We start from the raw sequence: 16,002 nt of genomic DNA, 5'->3' as shown, positions 1-16,002 counted from the left end.
CCGGAGATTGGGTTAAATGGATATGAGTGTAAATAATTAATAATTTTTAATGCGTAAATGTAGCGTAAAATATGTGGATGTTAATTATCGATAATTGCTATATCATGCGCCGGATTTTATCTCCCCCACCTTGCAGGAATCGTACACCATGCCAGTGTTACACAACCGCATTGCCAACGACGCGCTGAAAGCCAGAATGTTGGCCGAAAACGAACCTCGCACTACCATTTCGTTCTATAAATATTTTCACATCGCCGACCCAAAAGTGACTCGCGATGCCTTATACCAGTTATTTACTGCGCTAAATATTTTTGGTCGGGTCTATCTGGCGCATGAAGGGATCAACGCGCAAATCAGCGTACCTGCGAGCTATGTTGAAACATTTCGCGCACAGTTATATGCCTTCGATCCCGCTTTAGAAGGGTTACGGCTTAATATTGCGCTGGATGATGACGGGAAATCCTTCTGGGTACTGCGCATGAAGGTGCGCGACCGAATTGTCGCCGACGGTATTAATGATCCCCGGTTTGACGCCAGTAACGTAGGGGAGTATCTGCAAGCGGCAGAAGTTAACGCTTTGCTTGACGATCCCAATGCGTTGTTCATAGATATGCGTAATCACTACGAATATGAGGTCGGGCATTTTGAAAATGCGCTGGAAATTCCGGCTGACACTTTCCGCGAGCAGTTACCGAAAGCCATAGAGATGATGCAGGCGCATAAAGATAAAAAAATCGTGATGTATTGCACGGGAGGTATTCGTTGTGAAAAAGCCAGTGCCTGGATGAAGCATAACGGATTCAATAAAGTCTGGCATATTGAAGGCGGTATTATTGAATACGCTCGTAAGGCGCGAGAGCAAGGCTTGCCGGTGCGTTTTGTTGGCAAAAATTTTGTTTTTGACGAGCGGATGGGCGAGCGTATCTCTGACGAAATTATTGCGCATTGCCATCAGTGCGGCGCACTTTGCGACAGTCATACAAACTGTAAAAATGATGGTTGCCATCTGTTATTTATCCAGTGTCCGGCGTGTGCCGAGAAATTCAACGGTTGTTGTAGTGAGATTTGCGATGAAGAGAGCACGTTACCGGCAGAGGAACAGCGACGGCGCCGTGCTGGGCGTGAGAATGGTAATAAAATCTTTAATAAGTCCCGTGGACGTCTGAACGCAACGTTGAGAATATCAGAGTCAGAGAAATAAGGCGCTTTGCTCTTGAGCAATCGCTGTTGCTTCCAGTGTTATGAATGATATTTATTTCAATGATTTTGATTCAGTAGTGAAAAAATCATCGTGAGTTTAGTCGGTTCAGGTTGCTAATGACGGGAGACGACTGGCGGAACAAATTTGTCTATTCACGTGCGCTAAATGAAAGATAAATTAAATCTTTGTCAATTTGCTTCACTGAACGTTGATTAAAAATAAAACACGTAGATAAGATCCATAATCGCCAGTACCCCCCAGAGAAAAAGATAAAGCATGAGATGCTCGCGAATATTATTAATGAGATAGTTCACCAGCCGGCGCATTAAAATCTCCTGTAAAAACGGCCTCATGATTGAGGCCGTTTAGATGATTATTGGAAACGGGAAAGTCTAAAAGGTGTTAAATCAAAATCGTTGTTTTTACCTTGCGCAAAGTTGGCGGCTATTTCCCCTAATACTGAAGCAAATTTAAAACCATGCCCGCTCAGACCGGTAATCAGCAGCGTATTGTCGTGACCTGGCAGGGTATCAATAATAAAATCGTCATCCGGCGAATTATCATAAGTGCAGGCCGCGCCGTACAGGCAGCAGCCGATACCGGGTAATACCTGGCGTAAGAACGGGAAGGCTTCTGAACCATCGCTGGCAATTTCTGCAAACGGAACACGTTCATCTGGGGAGTGGATCAATTGACCGCCGTTATGTTTACCAATCTTCAGGGCATCGTTTTCGGCAGGAAAACCGTAGTATTGATCACCATTGGGTAGTTCACCGGTAAAGGCCGGGAATTTATTTTTTACGCTATAACGACCATCAGCCTGGTACCAGGCGAACACTTTACGTACCGGCTGTACAGGTAGTTCAGGCAGCAGGTCTTTCACCCATGTTCCCGCGCAAACAATCGCTTTCTTCGCCTGATACTCGCCGTCAGGCGTTTCAATCGTGACGCCGTTGTCGTCATGACGAATTGCGGTGACCGGGCAGTTAAACAGTTGCGCGCAACCTGCTTCATTCGCCAGCTTGATCCAGGTTTTTATCGCCAGTTCACTGCGCAAAAAGCCGGAATCAGCCTCAAATAAGCCGATGTAATTATCCGGGACGCGTATTTCCGGCCAACGGGACATAATGGCTTGCGCATCCAGTTTTTCAACGTTGAGTTGCCACTGTTCGGCGCTGTGGGCGACATTAGCGAGAAATTTGGAATCGGCTGGGCCAAGGTTGATAACGCCGGAACGAACAAAAATGGGATCATCTTCGTTGTGACGGGAGAGCTCATCCCACAAGATTTGTGCGCGAAGAACCAGCGGGACATACTTTTCTCCCTCACCATAAGCATGGCGAATTAATCGCGTATCACCATGGTGACTGCCGTGTTGATGTGGCGGCATATGGGCATCGGTCATCAGCACTTTCAAACCAGCCTGGGTGGCATAATACCCGGCGGCGGCGCCTACAGAACCGCTGCCAATAATGATGAGATCGTATTTCATTTTTTTCTCTCTGCTCTCATGGTTTAAGCAGAGTAATTAACTGAATGCAGATATACAACCCAGAAATGATAAAGGCACCGTTCAGGTGCCTTTAGGGTGGATGGTCATGTCATGTTAATGACGCCGATACTCGTTTACCTGGAAATCACCAGATTCAATTTTGGCGATTCCTGCTTCTAATATCGAAATAAATTGTCTGGCAACATCAGTGGTTAACCAGAGCGTTTGACCAACTTCAGTCCCTTCCTGCTCGGATTTATTTGGGGTCTGGTAGTGCAAACGCAACATCAGCGCATCATAGCTATCAACGGTGCTGATGTCCCACCCAACGAGCGGATGAGTCTGAATGACTTCATTATTTTTTTCCATCATGGCCCCCTAATTCGTGTTACTAGACAACGTTATTCGAGGTTCAATGCGTTTTTATCTGAAGCAACTTCAGTATACCAATAAGTAAGGGTATTCACCGAATTTTTAAAGGGGGAAGAAGATAATTTTTTGCCTTTAAGATTTATATGAACAATAAAACAGCATGTCATTCATATTTTTTTAGCATATTGTGCAATTATTTTGAGGAAGTGTAGGCATTTTGTACACGTCGCTATTAAGTAAAATAAAAAAGCCGGGGCGACCCGGCAAAACAAACATCACTGCATATTATTCGCTGACAAACCAATCATCGGCGCTTTCCCACGTTTCTTGTAGAATTTCGCTAATGCGCTGTTTATCTTCTTTTACCGCGCCAATAACTGATAAGTTATTCGCCGCCGCATAACGTACCGAAACGTGAGTGTCATCGTCTGGAAACGCATATTGAATGCGGCGAGAAAGTTCACCCGCCAGAGCATCAATGGCTCCGGTGGGTAGTGGCGATGTTTTCGCTATGGTGACTTCAATTCGCATAATAGCCCCCTGTTGAATATACTGGTTATTTATACAGGTAAAATAACCTAAAGACAACAGGCAGCTATATATTTTATTGCTTAACAGACCAGCGTACCGTTTCCCCAGCCAGGAAAGGCACCAGTGTGTCATCCGTCAGGGCAATACTCTCAGCAACTTTCTGCTCTTCGCGTACCAGTTCAATAAATGACTCATTGATCGGCAGCCCGTAGAATTTCGGGCCGTTTAAGGAGCAAAACGCTTCAAAGTGTTGCAGCGCATTCATCTCTTCAAAGACGGTGGCGTAACTGCTCAGCGCTGTAGGCGCATTAAAACAGCCCGCACAGCCGCAGCTACTCTCTTTGCGATGACGCGCATGCGGCGCAGAATCGGTACCGAGAAACACGCGTTCAAAACCACTGGCGACCAGTTCACGCAGTGCTTGCTGATGCACGTTTCGTTTGAGAATCGGCAGGCAGTACAGGTGAGGACGCACGCCGCCAACCAGCATATGGTTACGGTTAAACATCAGATGCTGGGGAGTGATGGTAGCAGCCAGTCGTTCATTTCCGTCACGAACATAGTCGGCAGCGTCTTTGGTGGTGATGTGCTCAAAAACGACTTTCAGCGCGGTCAGACGCTGGCGCAGCGGTTCCATCACGCTTTCAATAAAGCGCGCTTCACGATCAAAAATGTCGATATCTGCATGTGTCACTTCACCATGCACCAGTAGCGGCATACCGATTTTTTCCATGCGCTCAAGTACCGGCATAATTGCGTCAACCGATGTCACACCGTGGCTGGAGTTGGTGGTTGCGTTTGCCGGATAAAGTTTTGCAGCGGTGAACACGCCTTCGTTAAATCCACGCTCCAGCTCATTAGGATCCAGCGAATCGGTTAAATAACAGGTCATCAGCGGGGTGAAATTGTGCCCGGCAGGTACGGCGTCAAGGATACGCTGGCGATATGCCACGGCAGCCTCAACGGTCGTTACGGGCGGAGCCAAATTGGGCATTATGATGGCCCGACCATAGGTTTGGCTGGTATATGGCACGACAGTTTTTAACATGTCGCCATCGCGGAGGTGAAGGTGCCAGTCGTCTGGGCGGCGGATCTTTAATACCTGGGATGGTGCTGTCATTAATCTCTATGCTCCGGCTGAAGGGATGTTTTTGCCGGACACAAAGGATAAGCGGAAACGTTTTCCTTTGCACGAAAAATAAAGGGCGCGAATGCGCCCTCGTGATTAATCAGTGAATGGAATGACTATCTCGCCTGGTTTCACCTCAATACCTTTCGCCAGTTTTTTCGCCATAGCTTCACCTTTGCTGCCATCTTCGCGCAGGATGTAAGCTGGTTGCTGGTTAAAGTAGTTGCGTAATGCCTGATTTAAATAGGGAAGCAGCGTTTGCATCACCGTCTGCATTTTCTCCGGTTGTACCGCTGAGCTGACCACTTCCATCTCTTTCAGGAAGATAGCGCCTTTTTCTTTATCAAACACAGGCAGTGCTTTCAGCTTCAGTTTCATGGTTGCTTTCTGGCTGCCGAACAGAGAGTTCATATTCAGATTGGCATCCCCGGTTAGAGTAATCTTGTTCGGTTCTTCGCGCCCAATCTGACTGGCCAGGTTCGTCAGGACGATATGTACATCCGCCACGCCGGGCAAACCAATATCTTTTGAAAACTGATTATGTTTCTCAAGCGACTGGTTAATTTCTTGTTCACTAATGGTGTACTGGGTGAGTTGATTACAGCCAACGAGCAGGCCGCTGATGATGAGTGCAGCGGCAAATAAAAATTTGTTCATGGTAATCCTCGACATGAAATCTGCGTCAATATCCTGACACAACGCAGCATGTGCTACCAGCGTTAATCCCGCCAGCAGAAAAAACTTAAAACTGAGACAGTCCGCGCCAGACAGGTCAGGATGACATCGCTATTGATGATAGCAAATTGAATGACGCTTGTTTGACGGTATTTTTCAGGCATCGCGTTCCAGTAACCGACGCGCGGCGCGTTTTTGGCTAAATTGCCAACCCAGCGCAAGAAAAGTGATGATGCCAATGATGCCCAACATCATCCACGGTAGTTCCGGCTGTTGCGCCGATTTTCCCAGATCAAATAACCAGCCGCCGCCGATATAACCGATAGCGCCTCCAATTGCCAGCCCCAGACGACTAAATCCCATATAGCTACCGCGTGCCCGGGCATCAGCCAGTGAGGCGCTAAGGGTTTCACGTGCAGGTTCGGCAATGATCGATCCGATATAAAACAGGCAAATCAGGGTGAAGAGTTGTTGCAGGCTGCTGACCATGCCGACTGGCATCATGCTTAACGACATTACCAGTAGCCCGGCCATCAGTCGGTGCTCCAGGCGAAAACGTTTTTCGCTCCAGCGGGCGATAGGGTAGAGCAACGTTAACGACAGACACGCTTCAATAGCATACATCCATTTAACAGCAGAAGGCGCTCCGGCGACGTCGTTAACCATAATCGGCAGCATTAACATCACCTGAACGGCCAGCATATAGTAGCCCGCCAGCGTCAGGACATAGGTAACAAAACGTTTATCGCGCATTACGCACGCCATCCCTTCACGGACCGGTGTGCGCACGGTGGAGAGTTTCCAGGCGGGTAATAACCAGGCGTTAAATGCCGCACACAGTACAAACAAAATCGCCCCCGTGGCGCAGACCAGACGAAAGTCGTATTGCAACAACCAACTGCCCAACAAGGCACCAATGACCGCACCAGCACTGTCTTGCATCATCAACAGGGAGAAAAAACGACCGCGTTGCTCTGGGCGGATCAGTTTGACCACCAGCGCTGAACGAGGGGGATCAAACAACGTGCCGCCAAGGCCCGAGAGAAAGCAGGAAAACCACAGCAGCCAAGGTTCGTGGGCGATCCCCATCGTGGCGAATCCGGCGGCACGCATCAGCATACCAGTAACAATCATTGGTTTTGCACCAAAACGGTCGGCGATAGCGCCGCCGAAAATACCCAGACCTTGCTGAATAAACTGACGCAGGCCGAGGGCAATACCGACCATGACGGCGGCCCAACCCATTTGATCCACGAAGCGGATAGAGATCAGCGGGAAGACAACAAAGAACCCCAACACAACCAGCATGTTATCAATGAGGAGGAAATATTTACCCAGGTTCCTCGCCTGCGACACGCGCGACATTTCCCCTCCCGGGAAATAAAAGATGAGCACTTTCTATTCTGCATTGATGTTAAGACTTTTCCCATCGGTTCGGGGACAATATTTTTTTATCAAAACGCCGCTTTGATAGAGAGTTTTTATCAAATATGTGAATAATGCAGAAAATGCTCTTTTGGACTTTTCACAGGGTCTGGTTGTGCAGGTATAGTAATACTTACAGCGTATTAAAGACGTTACGGGAAGGAGTAGGTATAGAATGTTTGGCTATCGCAGTAACGTGCCAAAAGTGCGCTTAACCACGGACCGACTGGTCGTGCGTCTGGTGCATGATCGTGATGCCTGGCGTCTGGCGGATTATTACGCAGAGAATCGTCATTTTCTCAAGCCCTGGGAGCCGGTGCGCGACGAAAGCCACTGCTATCCTTCTGGCTGGCAGGCCAGGCTAGGTATGATCAACGAATTTCATAAACAAGGTTCTGCATTCTACTTTGGCTTATTTGATCCTGACGAGAAAGAGATTATAGGCGTAGCTAATTTTTCGAATGTTGTACGCGGATCTTTTCACGCCTGCTATCTCGGTTATTCGATCGGGCAAAAATGGCAGGGTAAAGGGCTAATGTTTGAAGCCCTCACCGCCGCCATTCGCTATATGCAGCGTACCCAACATATTCATCGCATTATGGCCAACTACATGCCGCACAATAAACGCAGCGGTGATTTACTGGCGAGGCTGGGATTTGAAAAAGAAGGCTATGCGAAAGATTATCTGTTGATTGATGGGCAATGGCGCGATCACGTACTGACTGCATTAACCACCCCAGACTGGACGCCTGGCCGCTAAGGAGAATTTCATGAAGTACCAACTTACTGCACTGGAAGCCCGCGTGATTGGTTGTTTATTAGAAAAACAGGTGACGACGCCGGAGCAGTACCCTCTCTCCGTAAATGGCGTAGTGACGGCCTGTAATCAGAAAACGAACCGCGAACCGGTAATGAACCTGAGTGAATCCGAGGTGCAGGAGCAACTGGATAATCTGGTGAAACGTCATTACCTGCGTACAGTGAGTGGTTTTGGTAATCGGGTCACCAAATATGAACAGCGTTTCTGCAACTCGGAGTTTGGCGACCTGAAACTGAACGCGGCGGAAGTGGCGTTGGTAACCACGTTGTTGCTACGCGGTGCCCAGACGCCAGGCGAGCTGCGCAGCCGTGCCGCGCGGATGTATGAATTCAGCGACATGGCGGAAGTGGAGTCCACGCTGGAACAACTGGCGAATCGCGAAGAGGGGCCTTTTGTGGTCCGCCTGGCTCGTGAACCAGGTAAGCGAGAAAGCCGCTATATGCATCTTTTCAGTGGCGAGGTGGATGATAATCCTGTGGTAACGGAAACGTCGAACGTGGTTGACGGTGATTTACAGGCCCGCGTTGAAGCCCTGGAAATCGAAGTGGCAGAACTGAAACAGCGTCTTGATTCGTTGCTGGCCCATCCGGGAGATTAACGTGAAAAAAATACGTATCGGCGTGGTGGGATTAGGCGGTATCGCACAAAAAGCGTGGTTGCCGGTGCTGGCGGCTGCGTCTGACTGGACGTTGCAAGGTGCGTGGTCGCCAACGCGTGAGAAAGCCCTGCCAATTTGTGAAAGCTGGCGTATTCCTTATACCGATTCGTTATCCAGCCTTGCCGCCTGTTGTGATGCGGTTTTTGTGCATTCCAGTACTGCCAGCCACTTTGCGGTGGTTAGCGCACTATTAAACGCGGGCGTACATGTTTGCGTCGATAAACCGCTGGCGGAAAATTTGTGCGATGCTGAGCGCCTGGTGGAGCTGGCCGCACGGAAAAAACTGACGCTAATGGTCGGCTTTAACCGTCGTTTCGCTCCGCTCTATTGTGAATTAAAAACACAACTTACGACTGCCGCCTCGCTAAGAATGGATAAACATCGCGCCGATAACGTCGGGCCACACGATCTGTATTTCACATTGCTGGATGATTATCTGCATGTGGTGGATACCGCGCTGTGGCTATCTGGTGGCAAAGCTGTCCTGGATGGTGGCACGCTACTGACTAACGATGCGGGTGAAATGCTGTTTGCTGAGCATCATTTTTCAGCAGGCCCTTTGCAGATCACCACCTGTATGCATCGCCGTGCGGGAAGTCAGCGCGAAGCCGTGCTGGCCGTGACTGACGGTGCGCTTATCGACATTACGGATATGCGCGAGTGGCGTGAGGAGCGCGGGCAGGGCGTGGTGCATAAACCGATTCCAGGCTGGCAGAGCACCCTCGAGCAGCGGGGATTTGTCGGTTGTGCACGGCACTTCATCGAATGTGTGCAAAATCAAACAGTTCCGCAAACTGCTGGAGAACAAGCGGTGCTGGCGCAACGCGTTGTTGACAGGATCTGGCGCGACGCAATGAGCGAATAAACCCTGTAACATCTGACGGTAGCAATTCATCATAATCCAGGTAGACTATTCGCCTCTTTCAGCGTCTGCGTTGCAGGCGTTTTGCCCGAGGGTCTGGATTAGAACACCGATGAATTTATTAAAATCGCTGGCTGCCGTCAGCTCGATGACCATGTTTTCTCGCGTGCTTGGCTTTGCACGTGACGCAATTGTCGCCAGAATATTTGGCGCAGGGATGGCAACCGACGCCTTCTTCGTTGCTTTTAAACTTCCTAATTTACTGCGTCGTATTTTTGCCGAAGGGGCTTTCTCCCAGGCATTTGTGCCTATTCTGGCGGAATATAAAAGTAAGCAGGGTGAAGATGCCTCGCGAGTCTTTGTCTCTTATATCTCCGGTCTTCTGACGCTGGCGCTGGCAGTTGTAACGGTCGCAGGTATGCTCGCTGCGCCATGGGTTATCCTGGCGACTTCGCCCGGTTGGTATCATACCGACCCGGGAAAATTTGCGCTGACCGTACAACTTTTACGCATTACTTTCCCCTATATCTTGCTGATCTCTCTGGCGTCGCTGGTGGGGGCGATTCTGAATACCTGGAACCGTTTTTCGATTCCGGCATTTGCTCCGACGTTACTTAACATCAGCATGATTGGTTTTGCGCTATTTGCTGCGCCGTACTTTAATCCGCCGGTGCTGGCGCTGGCGTGGGCTGTTACGGTCGGCGGTATCCTGCAACTGGTGTATCAGCTACCGCACCTGAAGAAAATTGGTATGCTGGTTCTGCCGCGTATTAACTTCCGTGATGCCGGGGCGATGCGCGTGGTGAAACAGATGGGGCCGGCGATTCTTGGCGTCTCTGTGAGCCAGATTTCTTTAATCATCAACACCATATTTGCCTCGTTTCTTGCCTCTGGTTCCGTATCGTGGATGTACTACGCCGACCGTTTAATGGAGTTCCCGTCTGGCGTGCTGGGCGTGGCGCTGGGGACCATTTTGCTGCCATCGCTGTCGAAAAGTTTTGCCAGCGGTAATCACGATGAATACAACCGTTTGATGGACTGGGGCCTGCGTCTTTGTTTTCTGCTGGCGCTGCCAAGTGCTGTGGCATTGGGTATTCTTTCCGGTCCGTTGACCGTTTCGCTGTTCCAGTACGGCAAATTTACTGCCTTTGACGCGTTGATGACCCAGCGGGCGTTGATTACTTATTCTGTGGGGTTGATTGGTCTGATTGTGGTGAAAGTGCTGGCGCCGGGCTTTTATTCTCGCCAGGACATTAAAACGCCGGTGAAAATTGCCATCGTCACGCTGATTTTGACGCAATTGATGAACCTTGCGTTTATCGGGCCGTTGAAACATGCCGGACTGTCGCTGTCCATTGGTCTGGCAGCTTGTTTGAATGCTTCGTTGCTTTACTGGCAATTGCGTAAGCAGAAAATCTTTACCCCGCAACCCGGCTGGATAGCGTTTCTGTTGCGTCTGGTGGTGGCCGTTCTGGTTATGTCTGGCGTGCTTTTAGGTATGTTGCACATCATGCCGGACTGGTCATTGGGCTCCATGCTCTGGCGATTACTGCGTCTGATGGCAGTTGTTATTGCAGGGGCAGCCGCGTACTTTGCCGCGCTGGCGGTGCTGGGCTTTAAAGTCAAAGAGTTTGCTCGTCGTACGGCTTAATACTGAATTCCGGCCTGCATTGCAGGCCGGAGAAAATCTTCAGATAGAAATCTTTTTACCGCCGCGGTGGGACGTTGAGGTTTGACCGTTTGCCCCGTACAGCGTGGGTTCCTGATGTGGTTTCAACATTTCCAGCGCCTGTTGATTGCGCTCAATCTGTCCTTCCAGTAACCAGCCGTTATGTTGATTTAACTGGCGCAGTTGCTGTGTTTTCTCAGTCATTTCCTGCCAGCGTTGTGTCGTATCAACGCTATTTCCTGCATTCGATTCCTGCTTGCGTAACTGTTCGAGATAATCCAGCGTCGCCAACAGCGAGCTTTTTTGTTCTGTTATCCATTGCAACTGGCTGCCGTTGATTTGCCCCATAGAGAGATGTTGCTGCTCTTGAGCCATTACCGTTTTGAGATCATTAAGCACAGCGAACATCTGATCGAGGATCTCTGCAAGACGCGTCATATAATCAGTTACTCAGCAAGTCTTGCTGTGCTTCGCTGATCAGCGCATCGGCAATTTTGCCGGTGTCCATTTTTAGCTCACCATTACGAATCGCCAGTTTTAACGCTTCGACACGTTCAAGATTGATATCACTGCTGCTGGGCTGCATCAGTTTTGCTTGTGCATCGCTTAATGTCACACTGGTGCTGGTGGCGGCAGTCGTTTTTGCCGCGCGGGTATTCGTTACCGGCGTGTCAGTGGTTTCGCGTGGCTGAACGGTACTTATGGGCTTCAGAGGGGAAGTGCGGTCAATACTCATGGTTTATTCCTCATTGAGGGCGCTTTTATCATATGTTGCTTATTTATCGGCAAAGGGCGGGTAATCTTTAACTGCTTACAGGTTTATAAGAATATTCCCATCTGCATCAACAACGCCACTGACCACCCGCCCTGACACCATGCGTACCCGCGCATTTTGCGCGACGCCGGCATTGTTCAGCGCCTGACCCTCGGCATTGGCGCTAAACCCATCGCCGCTGGCGATGACGTTGACGCGTTGTCCCGCTTTTACCCGCCAGACCTGGCGCAACAGGGGGAGCTGTATAGGCTGATCGGGCGACAGATCGCGCAGACTGACGGCATCAGCTAATTGATTTACATCCAGCACGGTGCGCGGCGGTAGGGTGTCCAGCCGCCCGCGCTTCAATTTGACGCTATCGGCTTCTAACTTCCCGCCCCGCATAATCGGCATCGCGGCGACCACATAGTTCCCCGTAGCCTGCACATTGACTTGCAAATATCGCCTGTCGTTACCGCAACGTGCCAGCACATTCACATTGCCCCACAGGCGGGCATGATTGAGCAGGGAAAGCGACGGTTGCTCGCATGGCGGCAGTAGATTTGGCGCCGTACGAATGGACACTCGTACTTCATCACTCAAGCCTGCCAGTTGTGCTGCAAAAAAGGTTTGCAATTGCGATGTGAGATTGCCCGCCGTACTCCACGGACTGAACAGCATCGCGATGATTGCCACGCCACGCCTGATTGTCAGCATCTTTGCCTCCAGCCATTTTGACCGACTGAATTGTACCTGTGTGCAATGACCATCAACGGCATAAATAGCGAGCTATTTTGCGTTTATTCTGCCGATAACACGCGCGTAAAGGCATTTAATCTGATGGCAGAATTTTGATACCTGCGGAGGAGATATGCTCGATAAACTCGACGCCGCCTTACGTTTTCAACAAGAGGCGCTCAATCTGCGCGCCCAGCGTCAGGAAGTGCTGGCGGCAAATATCGCCAATGCCGATACCCCCGCTTATCAGGCGCGCGATATCGATTTTGCCAGTGAACTTAAAAGAGTTATGCAACGTAGACGGGATGAAACCCGCGTGGTCGCCCTGACGTTGACTTCGACGCAGCACATTCCGGCGCAGGTGCTGACGCCTCCTTCTGCAGAATTGCAATACCGGATCCCGGACCAGCCTTCTCTGGACGGTAATACCGTCGATATGGATCGCGAACGTACCCAGTTTGCCGATAACAGCCTGCAATACCAGATGAGCCTTAGCGCGTTGAGTAGCCAAATCAAAGGCGTGATGAATGTTTTACAGAGCGGAAATTAACGGATGGCACTGCTGAATATTTTTGATATTGCCGGGTCGGCGTTAACCGCCCAGTCTCAGCGTCTAAACGTGGCGGCCAGTAATCTGGCGAATGCCGATAGTGTAACCGGACCGGATGGTCAACCGTATCGGGCAAAACAGGTGGTGTTTCAGGTGAACGCCGCTCCAGGGGCTGCGACAGGCGGCGTTAAAGTGGCTGACGTGATTGAAAGTCAGGCACCAGACAAATGGGTTTATGAACCGGGTAATCCGCTGGCGGATGCGAAAGGCTACGTGAAAATGCCAAACGTCGATGTGGTAGGCGAGATGGTTAATACCATGTCGGCGTCGCGCAGCTATCAGGCTAACGTTGAAGTGCTTAATACGGTGAAAAGCATGATGCTGAAAAACCTCACGCTCGGTCAATAAAGGAGAAAGTCATGTCCATTGCGGTGACCACCACCGATCCGACAAATATCGGCGTCAGCACCACCAGCAGTAGTTCGATTACGGGCAGCAATTCTGCGGATTTACAAAGCAGTTTTCTGACGTTGCTGGTGGCGCAACTGAAAAACCAGGACCCAACCAATCCAATGGAAAACAATGAGCTGACATCGCAACTGGCGCAAATTAGCACGGTCAGCGGAATTGAAAAGCTCAACACCACACTTGGTTCGATTTCCGGGCAGATTGATAACAGCCAGTCGCTACAGGCCAGCAACCTGATTGGTCACGGCGTCATGATCCCCGGTACCACCGTTCTTGTTGGAACCGGCAGTGACGAAGGGGCCGTGACGACCACCACGCCGTTTGGCGTTGAACTGCAACAGGCCGCGGATAAAGTGACCGCCACCATCACCGATAAAAACGGCGCGGTTGTCCGTACTATCGATATCGGTGAACTGACCGCCGGAGTCCACAGCTTTACCTAGGATGGCACGTTGACTGACGGCGCCACTGCGCCAAACGGTGCTTATAACGTCGCGATCAGCGCCAGTAACGGCGGTACACAACGGGTTGTTCAGCCACTGCAGTTTGCTCTGGTGCAGGGGGTGATCCGCGACAATAACGGTAACACGCTGGATCTCGGCACTTACGGTACTACCCCCCTCGACGAAGTACGGCAGATCATTTAAGCCTTCACATTTCAGGAGTCAGTCATGGCCTTTTCTCAAGCGGTGAGTGGATTAAACGCTGCCGCCACCAACCTCGATGTTATTGGCAACAATATCGCCAACTCCGCCACTTATGGCTTTAAATCCGGCACGGCCTCTTTTGCTGATATGTTTGCCGGTTCTAAAGTCGGTCTGGGGGTAAAGGTTGCCGGAATTACCTAGGATTTTACCGATGGCACCACCACCAACACCGGGCGTGGTCTGGACGTGGCTATCAGCCAGAACGGTTTTTTCCGTCTGGTAGACAGCAACGGTTCGGTGTTTTACAGCCGTAACGGGCAGTTCAAACTTGATGAAAACCGCAACCTGGTGAATATGCAAGGTTTGCAGTTGACGGGATATCCGGCAACCGGCACGCCGCCGACTATTCAGCAAGGCGCGAATCCAACCAATATTTCGATTCCGAATACACTCATGGCGGCAAAAAACACCACCACGGCGTCAATGCAGATTAACCTGAACTCCAGCGATCCGCTTCCCACCGTTAAAACGTTCGATGTCACGAATGCCGATAGCTATAACAAAAAAGCTCGGTGACGGTTTTCGATAGCCAGGGCAATGCTCATGATATGAGTATCTACTTTGTGAAGACCGGGGATAATAACTGGGATGTTTACACTCAGGATAGCAGCGATACAGCAAGCAAAGCAGATCTGGCGACCACGCTGGAATTTAATGCCAATGGCGTATTAGTTAAGGGAGAGATAGCAAATATCAAGACTGGCGCCATTAATGGTGCCGATCCTGCAATATTCTCCCTTAGCTTCTTCAACTCCATGCAGCAAAACACCGGTGCTAACAACATTGTGGCAACCACCCAGAACGGCTACAAACCGGGCGATCTGGTGAGTTACCAAATCAATGATGATGGCACCGTGGTAGGCAACTATTCCAACGAACAAACCCAACTGCTGGGGCAGATTGTGCTGGCTAATTTCGCCAACAATGAAGGCCTGGCATCAGAAGGTGACAACGTCTGGTCTGCGACGCAATCTTCTGGCGTGGCGCTATTGGGAACTGCAGGAACCGGCAATTTTGGCGCGTTGACCAATGGCGCGCTGGAAACGTCTAACGTCGATCTCAGTAAAGAGCTGGTCAATATGATCGTTGCCCAACGTAACTATCAGTCTAACGCCCAGACCATCAAAACGCAGGACCAGATCCTTAACACACTGGTTAACTTACGCTAATCGCTGACGGGATAGCTTAATGGATCACGCAATCTATACCGCGATGGGCGCTGCCAGCCAGACGTTGAATCAACAGGCGGTGACTGCCAGTAATCTGGCCAATGCCTCCACGCCCGGTTTTCGCGCCCAGTTAAACGCCTTGCGTGCAGTGCCCGTTGAAGGGCTTTCCCTGCCGACGCGCACGCTGGTGACGGCCTCTACGCCGGGAGCAGATATGACGCCCGGCAAGATGGATTACACCTCGCGTCCGCTGGATGTCGCATTACAGCAGGACGGCTGGCTGGTCGTGCAGACCGCCGAGGGTAGCGAGGGGTATACGCGTAACGGCAGCATTCAGGTTGATCCTGGCGGTCAACTGACGATTCAGGGGCATCCGGTAATTGGCGAGGCAGGCCCGATTGCTGTGCCGGAAGGGGCAGAAATCACCATCGCGGCCGATGGTACCATTTCGGCGCTCAATCCGGGCGACCCGGCAAATACCGTCGCGCCAGTCGGGAAATTAAAACTGGTGAAAGCCTAGGGCAGTGAAGTGCAGCGTGGTGATGACGGGATGTTCCGTTTAAGCGTGAAAAGTCAGGTCACGCGTGGATCTGTGCTGCAGGCTGACCCGACGTTACGGGTAATATCGGGCGTGCTGGAAGGTAGCAACGTCAATGCCGTTTCGGCGATGAGCGACATGATTGCCAGTGCGCGGCGTTTTGAAATGCAGATGAAGGTAATAAGCAGCGTCGATGATAACGCAAGCCGCGCCAACCAACTGCTGTCGATGAGTTAATTACAAG

Annotated in this window: 17 protein-coding genes and 3 pseudogenes; 10 read left to right on the top strand and 10 right to left on the bottom strand. The window is 50.6% G+C overall.

What is annotated here, in order from left to right; genetic code table 11:
- Positions 1-148: 148 nt before the first annotated feature.
- Positions 149-1,201 carry an oxygen-dependent tRNA uridine(34) hydroxylase TrhO gene (gene trhO / locus EA14781_RS04305; RefSeq protein ID WP_001144609.1) on the top strand — a complete coding sequence of 351 codons (1,053 nt, stop codon included), beginning with the start codon at positions 149-151 and terminating at the stop codon, positions 1,199-1,201.
- Between the two features lie 212 nt (positions 1,202-1,413).
- Here the strand turns inward: trhO and EA14781_RS04300 are convergent, their stop codons facing one another.
- The 7 genes from EA14781_RS04300 to mdtH form a co-directional block, all read right to left on the bottom strand.
- A complete protein-coding gene (locus tag EA14781_RS04300; RefSeq protein ID WP_001253741.1) occupies positions 1,414-1,527 on the bottom strand; it encodes a YceO family protein in 114 nt (37 codons plus the stop codon).
- Positions 1,528-1,574: 47 nt separating this feature from the next.
- Positions 1,575-2,693: an N-methyl-L-tryptophan oxidase gene (gene solA, locus EA14781_RS04295; RefSeq protein WP_000872745.1), complete on the bottom strand. Its 1,119-nt coding sequence runs from the start codon at positions 2,691-2,693 to the stop codon at positions 1,575-1,577.
- A gap of 114 nt (positions 2,694-2,807) precedes the next feature.
- Positions 2,808-3,062, bottom strand: coding sequence for a biofilm formation regulator BssS (gene bssS / locus EA14781_RS04290; RefSeq protein WP_000414438.1), 255 nt, complete (start codon positions 3,060-3,062; stop codon positions 2,808-2,810).
- Positions 3,063-3,350: 288 nt separating this feature from the next.
- The gene (dinI, locus tag EA14781_RS04285; protein WP_001217770.1) at positions 3,351-3,596 is read right to left on the bottom strand and encodes a DNA damage-inducible protein I; all 246 of its coding nucleotides are present in this window, start codon (positions 3,594-3,596) and stop codon (positions 3,351-3,353) included.
- A 73-nt stretch (positions 3,597-3,669) separates the two neighbouring features.
- Positions 3,670-4,716 (bottom strand): dihydroorotase, encoded by a 1,047-nt coding sequence (gene pyrC, locus EA14781_RS04280; protein WP_000126570.1) that lies wholly within the window; start codon positions 4,714-4,716, stop codon positions 3,670-3,672.
- A gap of 105 nt (positions 4,717-4,821) precedes the next feature.
- The gene (locus EA14781_RS04275; protein ID WP_002461965.1) at positions 4,822-5,382 is read right to left on the bottom strand and encodes a lipoprotein; all 561 of its coding nucleotides are present in this window, start codon (positions 5,380-5,382) and stop codon (positions 4,822-4,824) included.
- 174 nt (positions 5,383-5,556) lie between these two features.
- The gene (gene mdtH / locus EA14781_RS04270; RefSeq protein ID WP_000092181.1) at positions 5,557-6,765 is read right to left on the bottom strand and encodes a multidrug efflux MFS transporter MdtH; all 1,209 of its coding nucleotides are present in this window, start codon (positions 6,763-6,765) and stop codon (positions 5,557-5,559) included.
- Between the two features lie 235 nt (positions 6,766-7,000).
- Here mdtH and rimJ point away from each other — a divergent pair, with 235 nt between their 5' ends.
- The 4 genes from rimJ to murJ all read left to right on the top strand — a co-directional run bounded on the left by rimJ (position 7,001) and on the right by murJ (position 10,816).
- On the top strand, positions 7,001-7,585 hold the full coding sequence (gene rimJ, locus EA14781_RS04265; protein ID WP_000468186.1) for a ribosomal protein S5-alanine N-acetyltransferase: 585 nt from the start codon (positions 7,001-7,003) through the stop codon (positions 7,583-7,585).
- Positions 7,586-7,595: 10 nt separating this feature from the next.
- Complete coding sequence (locus EA14781_RS04260) at positions 7,596-8,243, top strand: YceH family protein (RefSeq protein WP_000877091.1); 648 nt, start codon at positions 7,596-7,598, stop codon at positions 8,241-8,243.
- A gap of 1 nt (position 8,244) precedes the next feature.
- Positions 8,245-9,168, top strand: a complete 924-nt coding sequence (locus EA14781_RS04255; protein WP_000723805.1) for a Gfo/Idh/MocA family protein — start codon at positions 8,245-8,247, stop codon at positions 9,166-9,168.
- A gap of 109 nt (positions 9,169-9,277) precedes the next feature.
- Complete coding sequence (gene murJ, locus EA14781_RS04250; RefSeq protein WP_001050660.1) at positions 9,278-10,816, top strand: murein biosynthesis integral membrane protein MurJ; 1,539 nt, start codon at positions 9,278-9,280, stop codon at positions 10,814-10,816.
- A 39-nt stretch (positions 10,817-10,855) separates the two neighbouring features.
- Here murJ and flgN read toward each other — a convergent pair whose 3' ends face one another.
- The 3 genes from flgN to flgA all read right to left on the bottom strand — a co-directional run bounded on the left by flgN (position 10,856) and on the right by flgA (position 12,305).
- A complete protein-coding gene (gene flgN / locus EA14781_RS04245) occupies positions 10,856-11,272 on the bottom strand; it encodes a flagella biosynthesis chaperone FlgN (RefSeq protein WP_000197326.1) in 417 nt (138 codons plus the stop codon).
- Positions 11,273-11,276: 4 nt separating this feature from the next.
- Entirely contained in the window at positions 11,277-11,570 is a 294-nt protein-coding gene (gene flgM, locus EA14781_RS04240) for a flagellar biosynthesis anti-sigma factor FlgM (protein WP_000020868.1), read from the bottom strand.
- 75 nt (positions 11,571-11,645) lie between these two features.
- A complete protein-coding gene (gene flgA / locus EA14781_RS04235; RefSeq protein ID WP_000955986.1) occupies positions 11,646-12,305 on the bottom strand; it encodes a flagellar basal body P-ring formation chaperone FlgA in 660 nt (219 codons plus the stop codon).
- A 154-nt stretch (positions 12,306-12,459) separates the two neighbouring features.
- On the opposite strand from flgA, the gene flgB reads away from it, so the two are divergent.
- From flgB to flgF, 5 genes and pseudogenes are all read left to right on the top strand, one after another.
- Positions 12,460-12,876 carry a flagellar basal body rod protein FlgB gene (gene flgB / locus EA14781_RS04230; RefSeq protein ID WP_000884691.1) on the top strand — a complete coding sequence of 139 codons (417 nt, stop codon included), beginning with the start codon at positions 12,460-12,462 and terminating at the stop codon, positions 12,874-12,876.
- 3 nt (positions 12,877-12,879) lie between these two features.
- Positions 12,880-13,284: a flagellar basal body rod protein FlgC gene (gene flgC, locus EA14781_RS04225; protein ID WP_001196462.1), complete on the top strand. Its 405-nt coding sequence runs from the start codon at positions 12,880-12,882 to the stop codon at positions 13,282-13,284.
- An 11-nt stretch (positions 13,285-13,295) separates the two neighbouring features.
- A pseudogene (gene flgD / locus EA14781_RS04220) lies at positions 13,296-13,991 on the top strand (flagellar hook assembly protein FlgD).
- Between the two features lie 24 nt (positions 13,992-14,015).
- Positions 14,016-15,220 (top strand): annotated as a pseudogene (flgE, locus tag EA14781_RS04215) (flagellar hook protein FlgE).
- Positions 15,221-15,239: 19 nt separating this feature from the next.
- Positions 15,240-15,995 (top strand): annotated as a pseudogene (gene flgF, locus EA14781_RS04210) (flagellar basal-body rod protein FlgF).
- The last annotated feature ends 7 nt before the right edge of the window (positions 15,996-16,002 follow it).

Source organism: Escherichia albertii NBRC 107761 = DSM 17582, assembly GCF_000759775.1.
GTDB lineage: Bacteria > Pseudomonadota > Gammaproteobacteria > Enterobacterales > Enterobacteriaceae > Escherichia > Escherichia albertii.
The sequence above is the reverse complement of the archived record's forward strand: the minus strand, read 5'-3'. Positions and strand labels throughout refer to the sequence as shown.

Excerpts from the sequence above, each read along its gene's own strand:
- flgA (WP_000955986.1), bottom strand. The coding sequence starts at position 12,305 with ATGCTGACAATCAGGCGTGGCGTGGCAATCATCGCGATGCTGTTCAGT.
- EA14781_RS04275 (WP_002461965.1), bottom strand. The coding sequence starts at position 5,382 with ATGAACAAATTTTTATTTGCCGCTGCACTCATCATCAGCGGCCTGCTC.
- EA14781_RS04260 (WP_000877091.1), top strand. The coding sequence starts at position 7,596 with ATGAAGTACCAACTTACTGCACTGGAAGCCCGCGTGATTGGTTGTTTA.
- rimJ (WP_000468186.1), top strand. The coding sequence starts at position 7,001 with ATGTTTGGCTATCGCAGTAACGTGCCAAAAGTGCGCTTAACCACGGAC.
- flgM (WP_000020868.1), bottom strand. The coding sequence starts at position 11,570 with ATGAGTATTGACCGCACTTCCCCTCTGAAGCCCATAAGTACCGTTCAG.
- murJ (WP_001050660.1), top strand. The coding sequence starts at position 9,278 with ATGAATTTATTAAAATCGCTGGCTGCCGTCAGCTCGATGACCATGTTT.
- bssS (WP_000414438.1), bottom strand. The coding sequence starts at position 3,062 with ATGGAAAAAAATAATGAAGTCATTCAGACTCATCCGCTCGTTGGGTGG.
- EA14781_RS04300 (WP_001253741.1), bottom strand. The coding sequence starts at position 1,527 with ATGCGCCGGCTGGTGAACTATCTCATTAATAATATTCGCGAGCATCTC.
- flgB (WP_000884691.1), top strand. The coding sequence starts at position 12,460 with ATGCTCGATAAACTCGACGCCGCCTTACGTTTTCAACAAGAGGCGCTC.
- solA (WP_000872745.1), bottom strand. The coding sequence starts at position 2,693 with ATGAAATACGATCTCATCATTATTGGCAGCGGTTCTGTAGGCGCCGCC.
- pyrC (WP_000126570.1), bottom strand. The coding sequence starts at position 4,716 with ATGACAGCACCATCCCAGGTATTAAAGATCCGCCGCCCAGACGACTGG.
- mdtH (WP_000092181.1), bottom strand. The coding sequence starts at position 6,765 with ATGTCGCGCGTGTCGCAGGCGAGGAACCTGGGTAAATATTTCCTCCTC.
- dinI (WP_001217770.1), bottom strand. The coding sequence starts at position 3,596 with ATGCGAATTGAAGTCACCATAGCGAAAACATCGCCACTACCCACCGGA.
- flgN (WP_000197326.1), bottom strand. The coding sequence starts at position 11,272 with ATGACGCGTCTTGCAGAGATCCTCGATCAGATGTTCGCTGTGCTTAAT.
- trhO (WP_001144609.1), top strand. The coding sequence starts at position 149 with ATGCCAGTGTTACACAACCGCATTGCCAACGACGCGCTGAAAGCCAGA.
- flgC (WP_001196462.1), top strand. The coding sequence starts at position 12,880 with ATGGCACTGCTGAATATTTTTGATATTGCCGGGTCGGCGTTAACCGCC.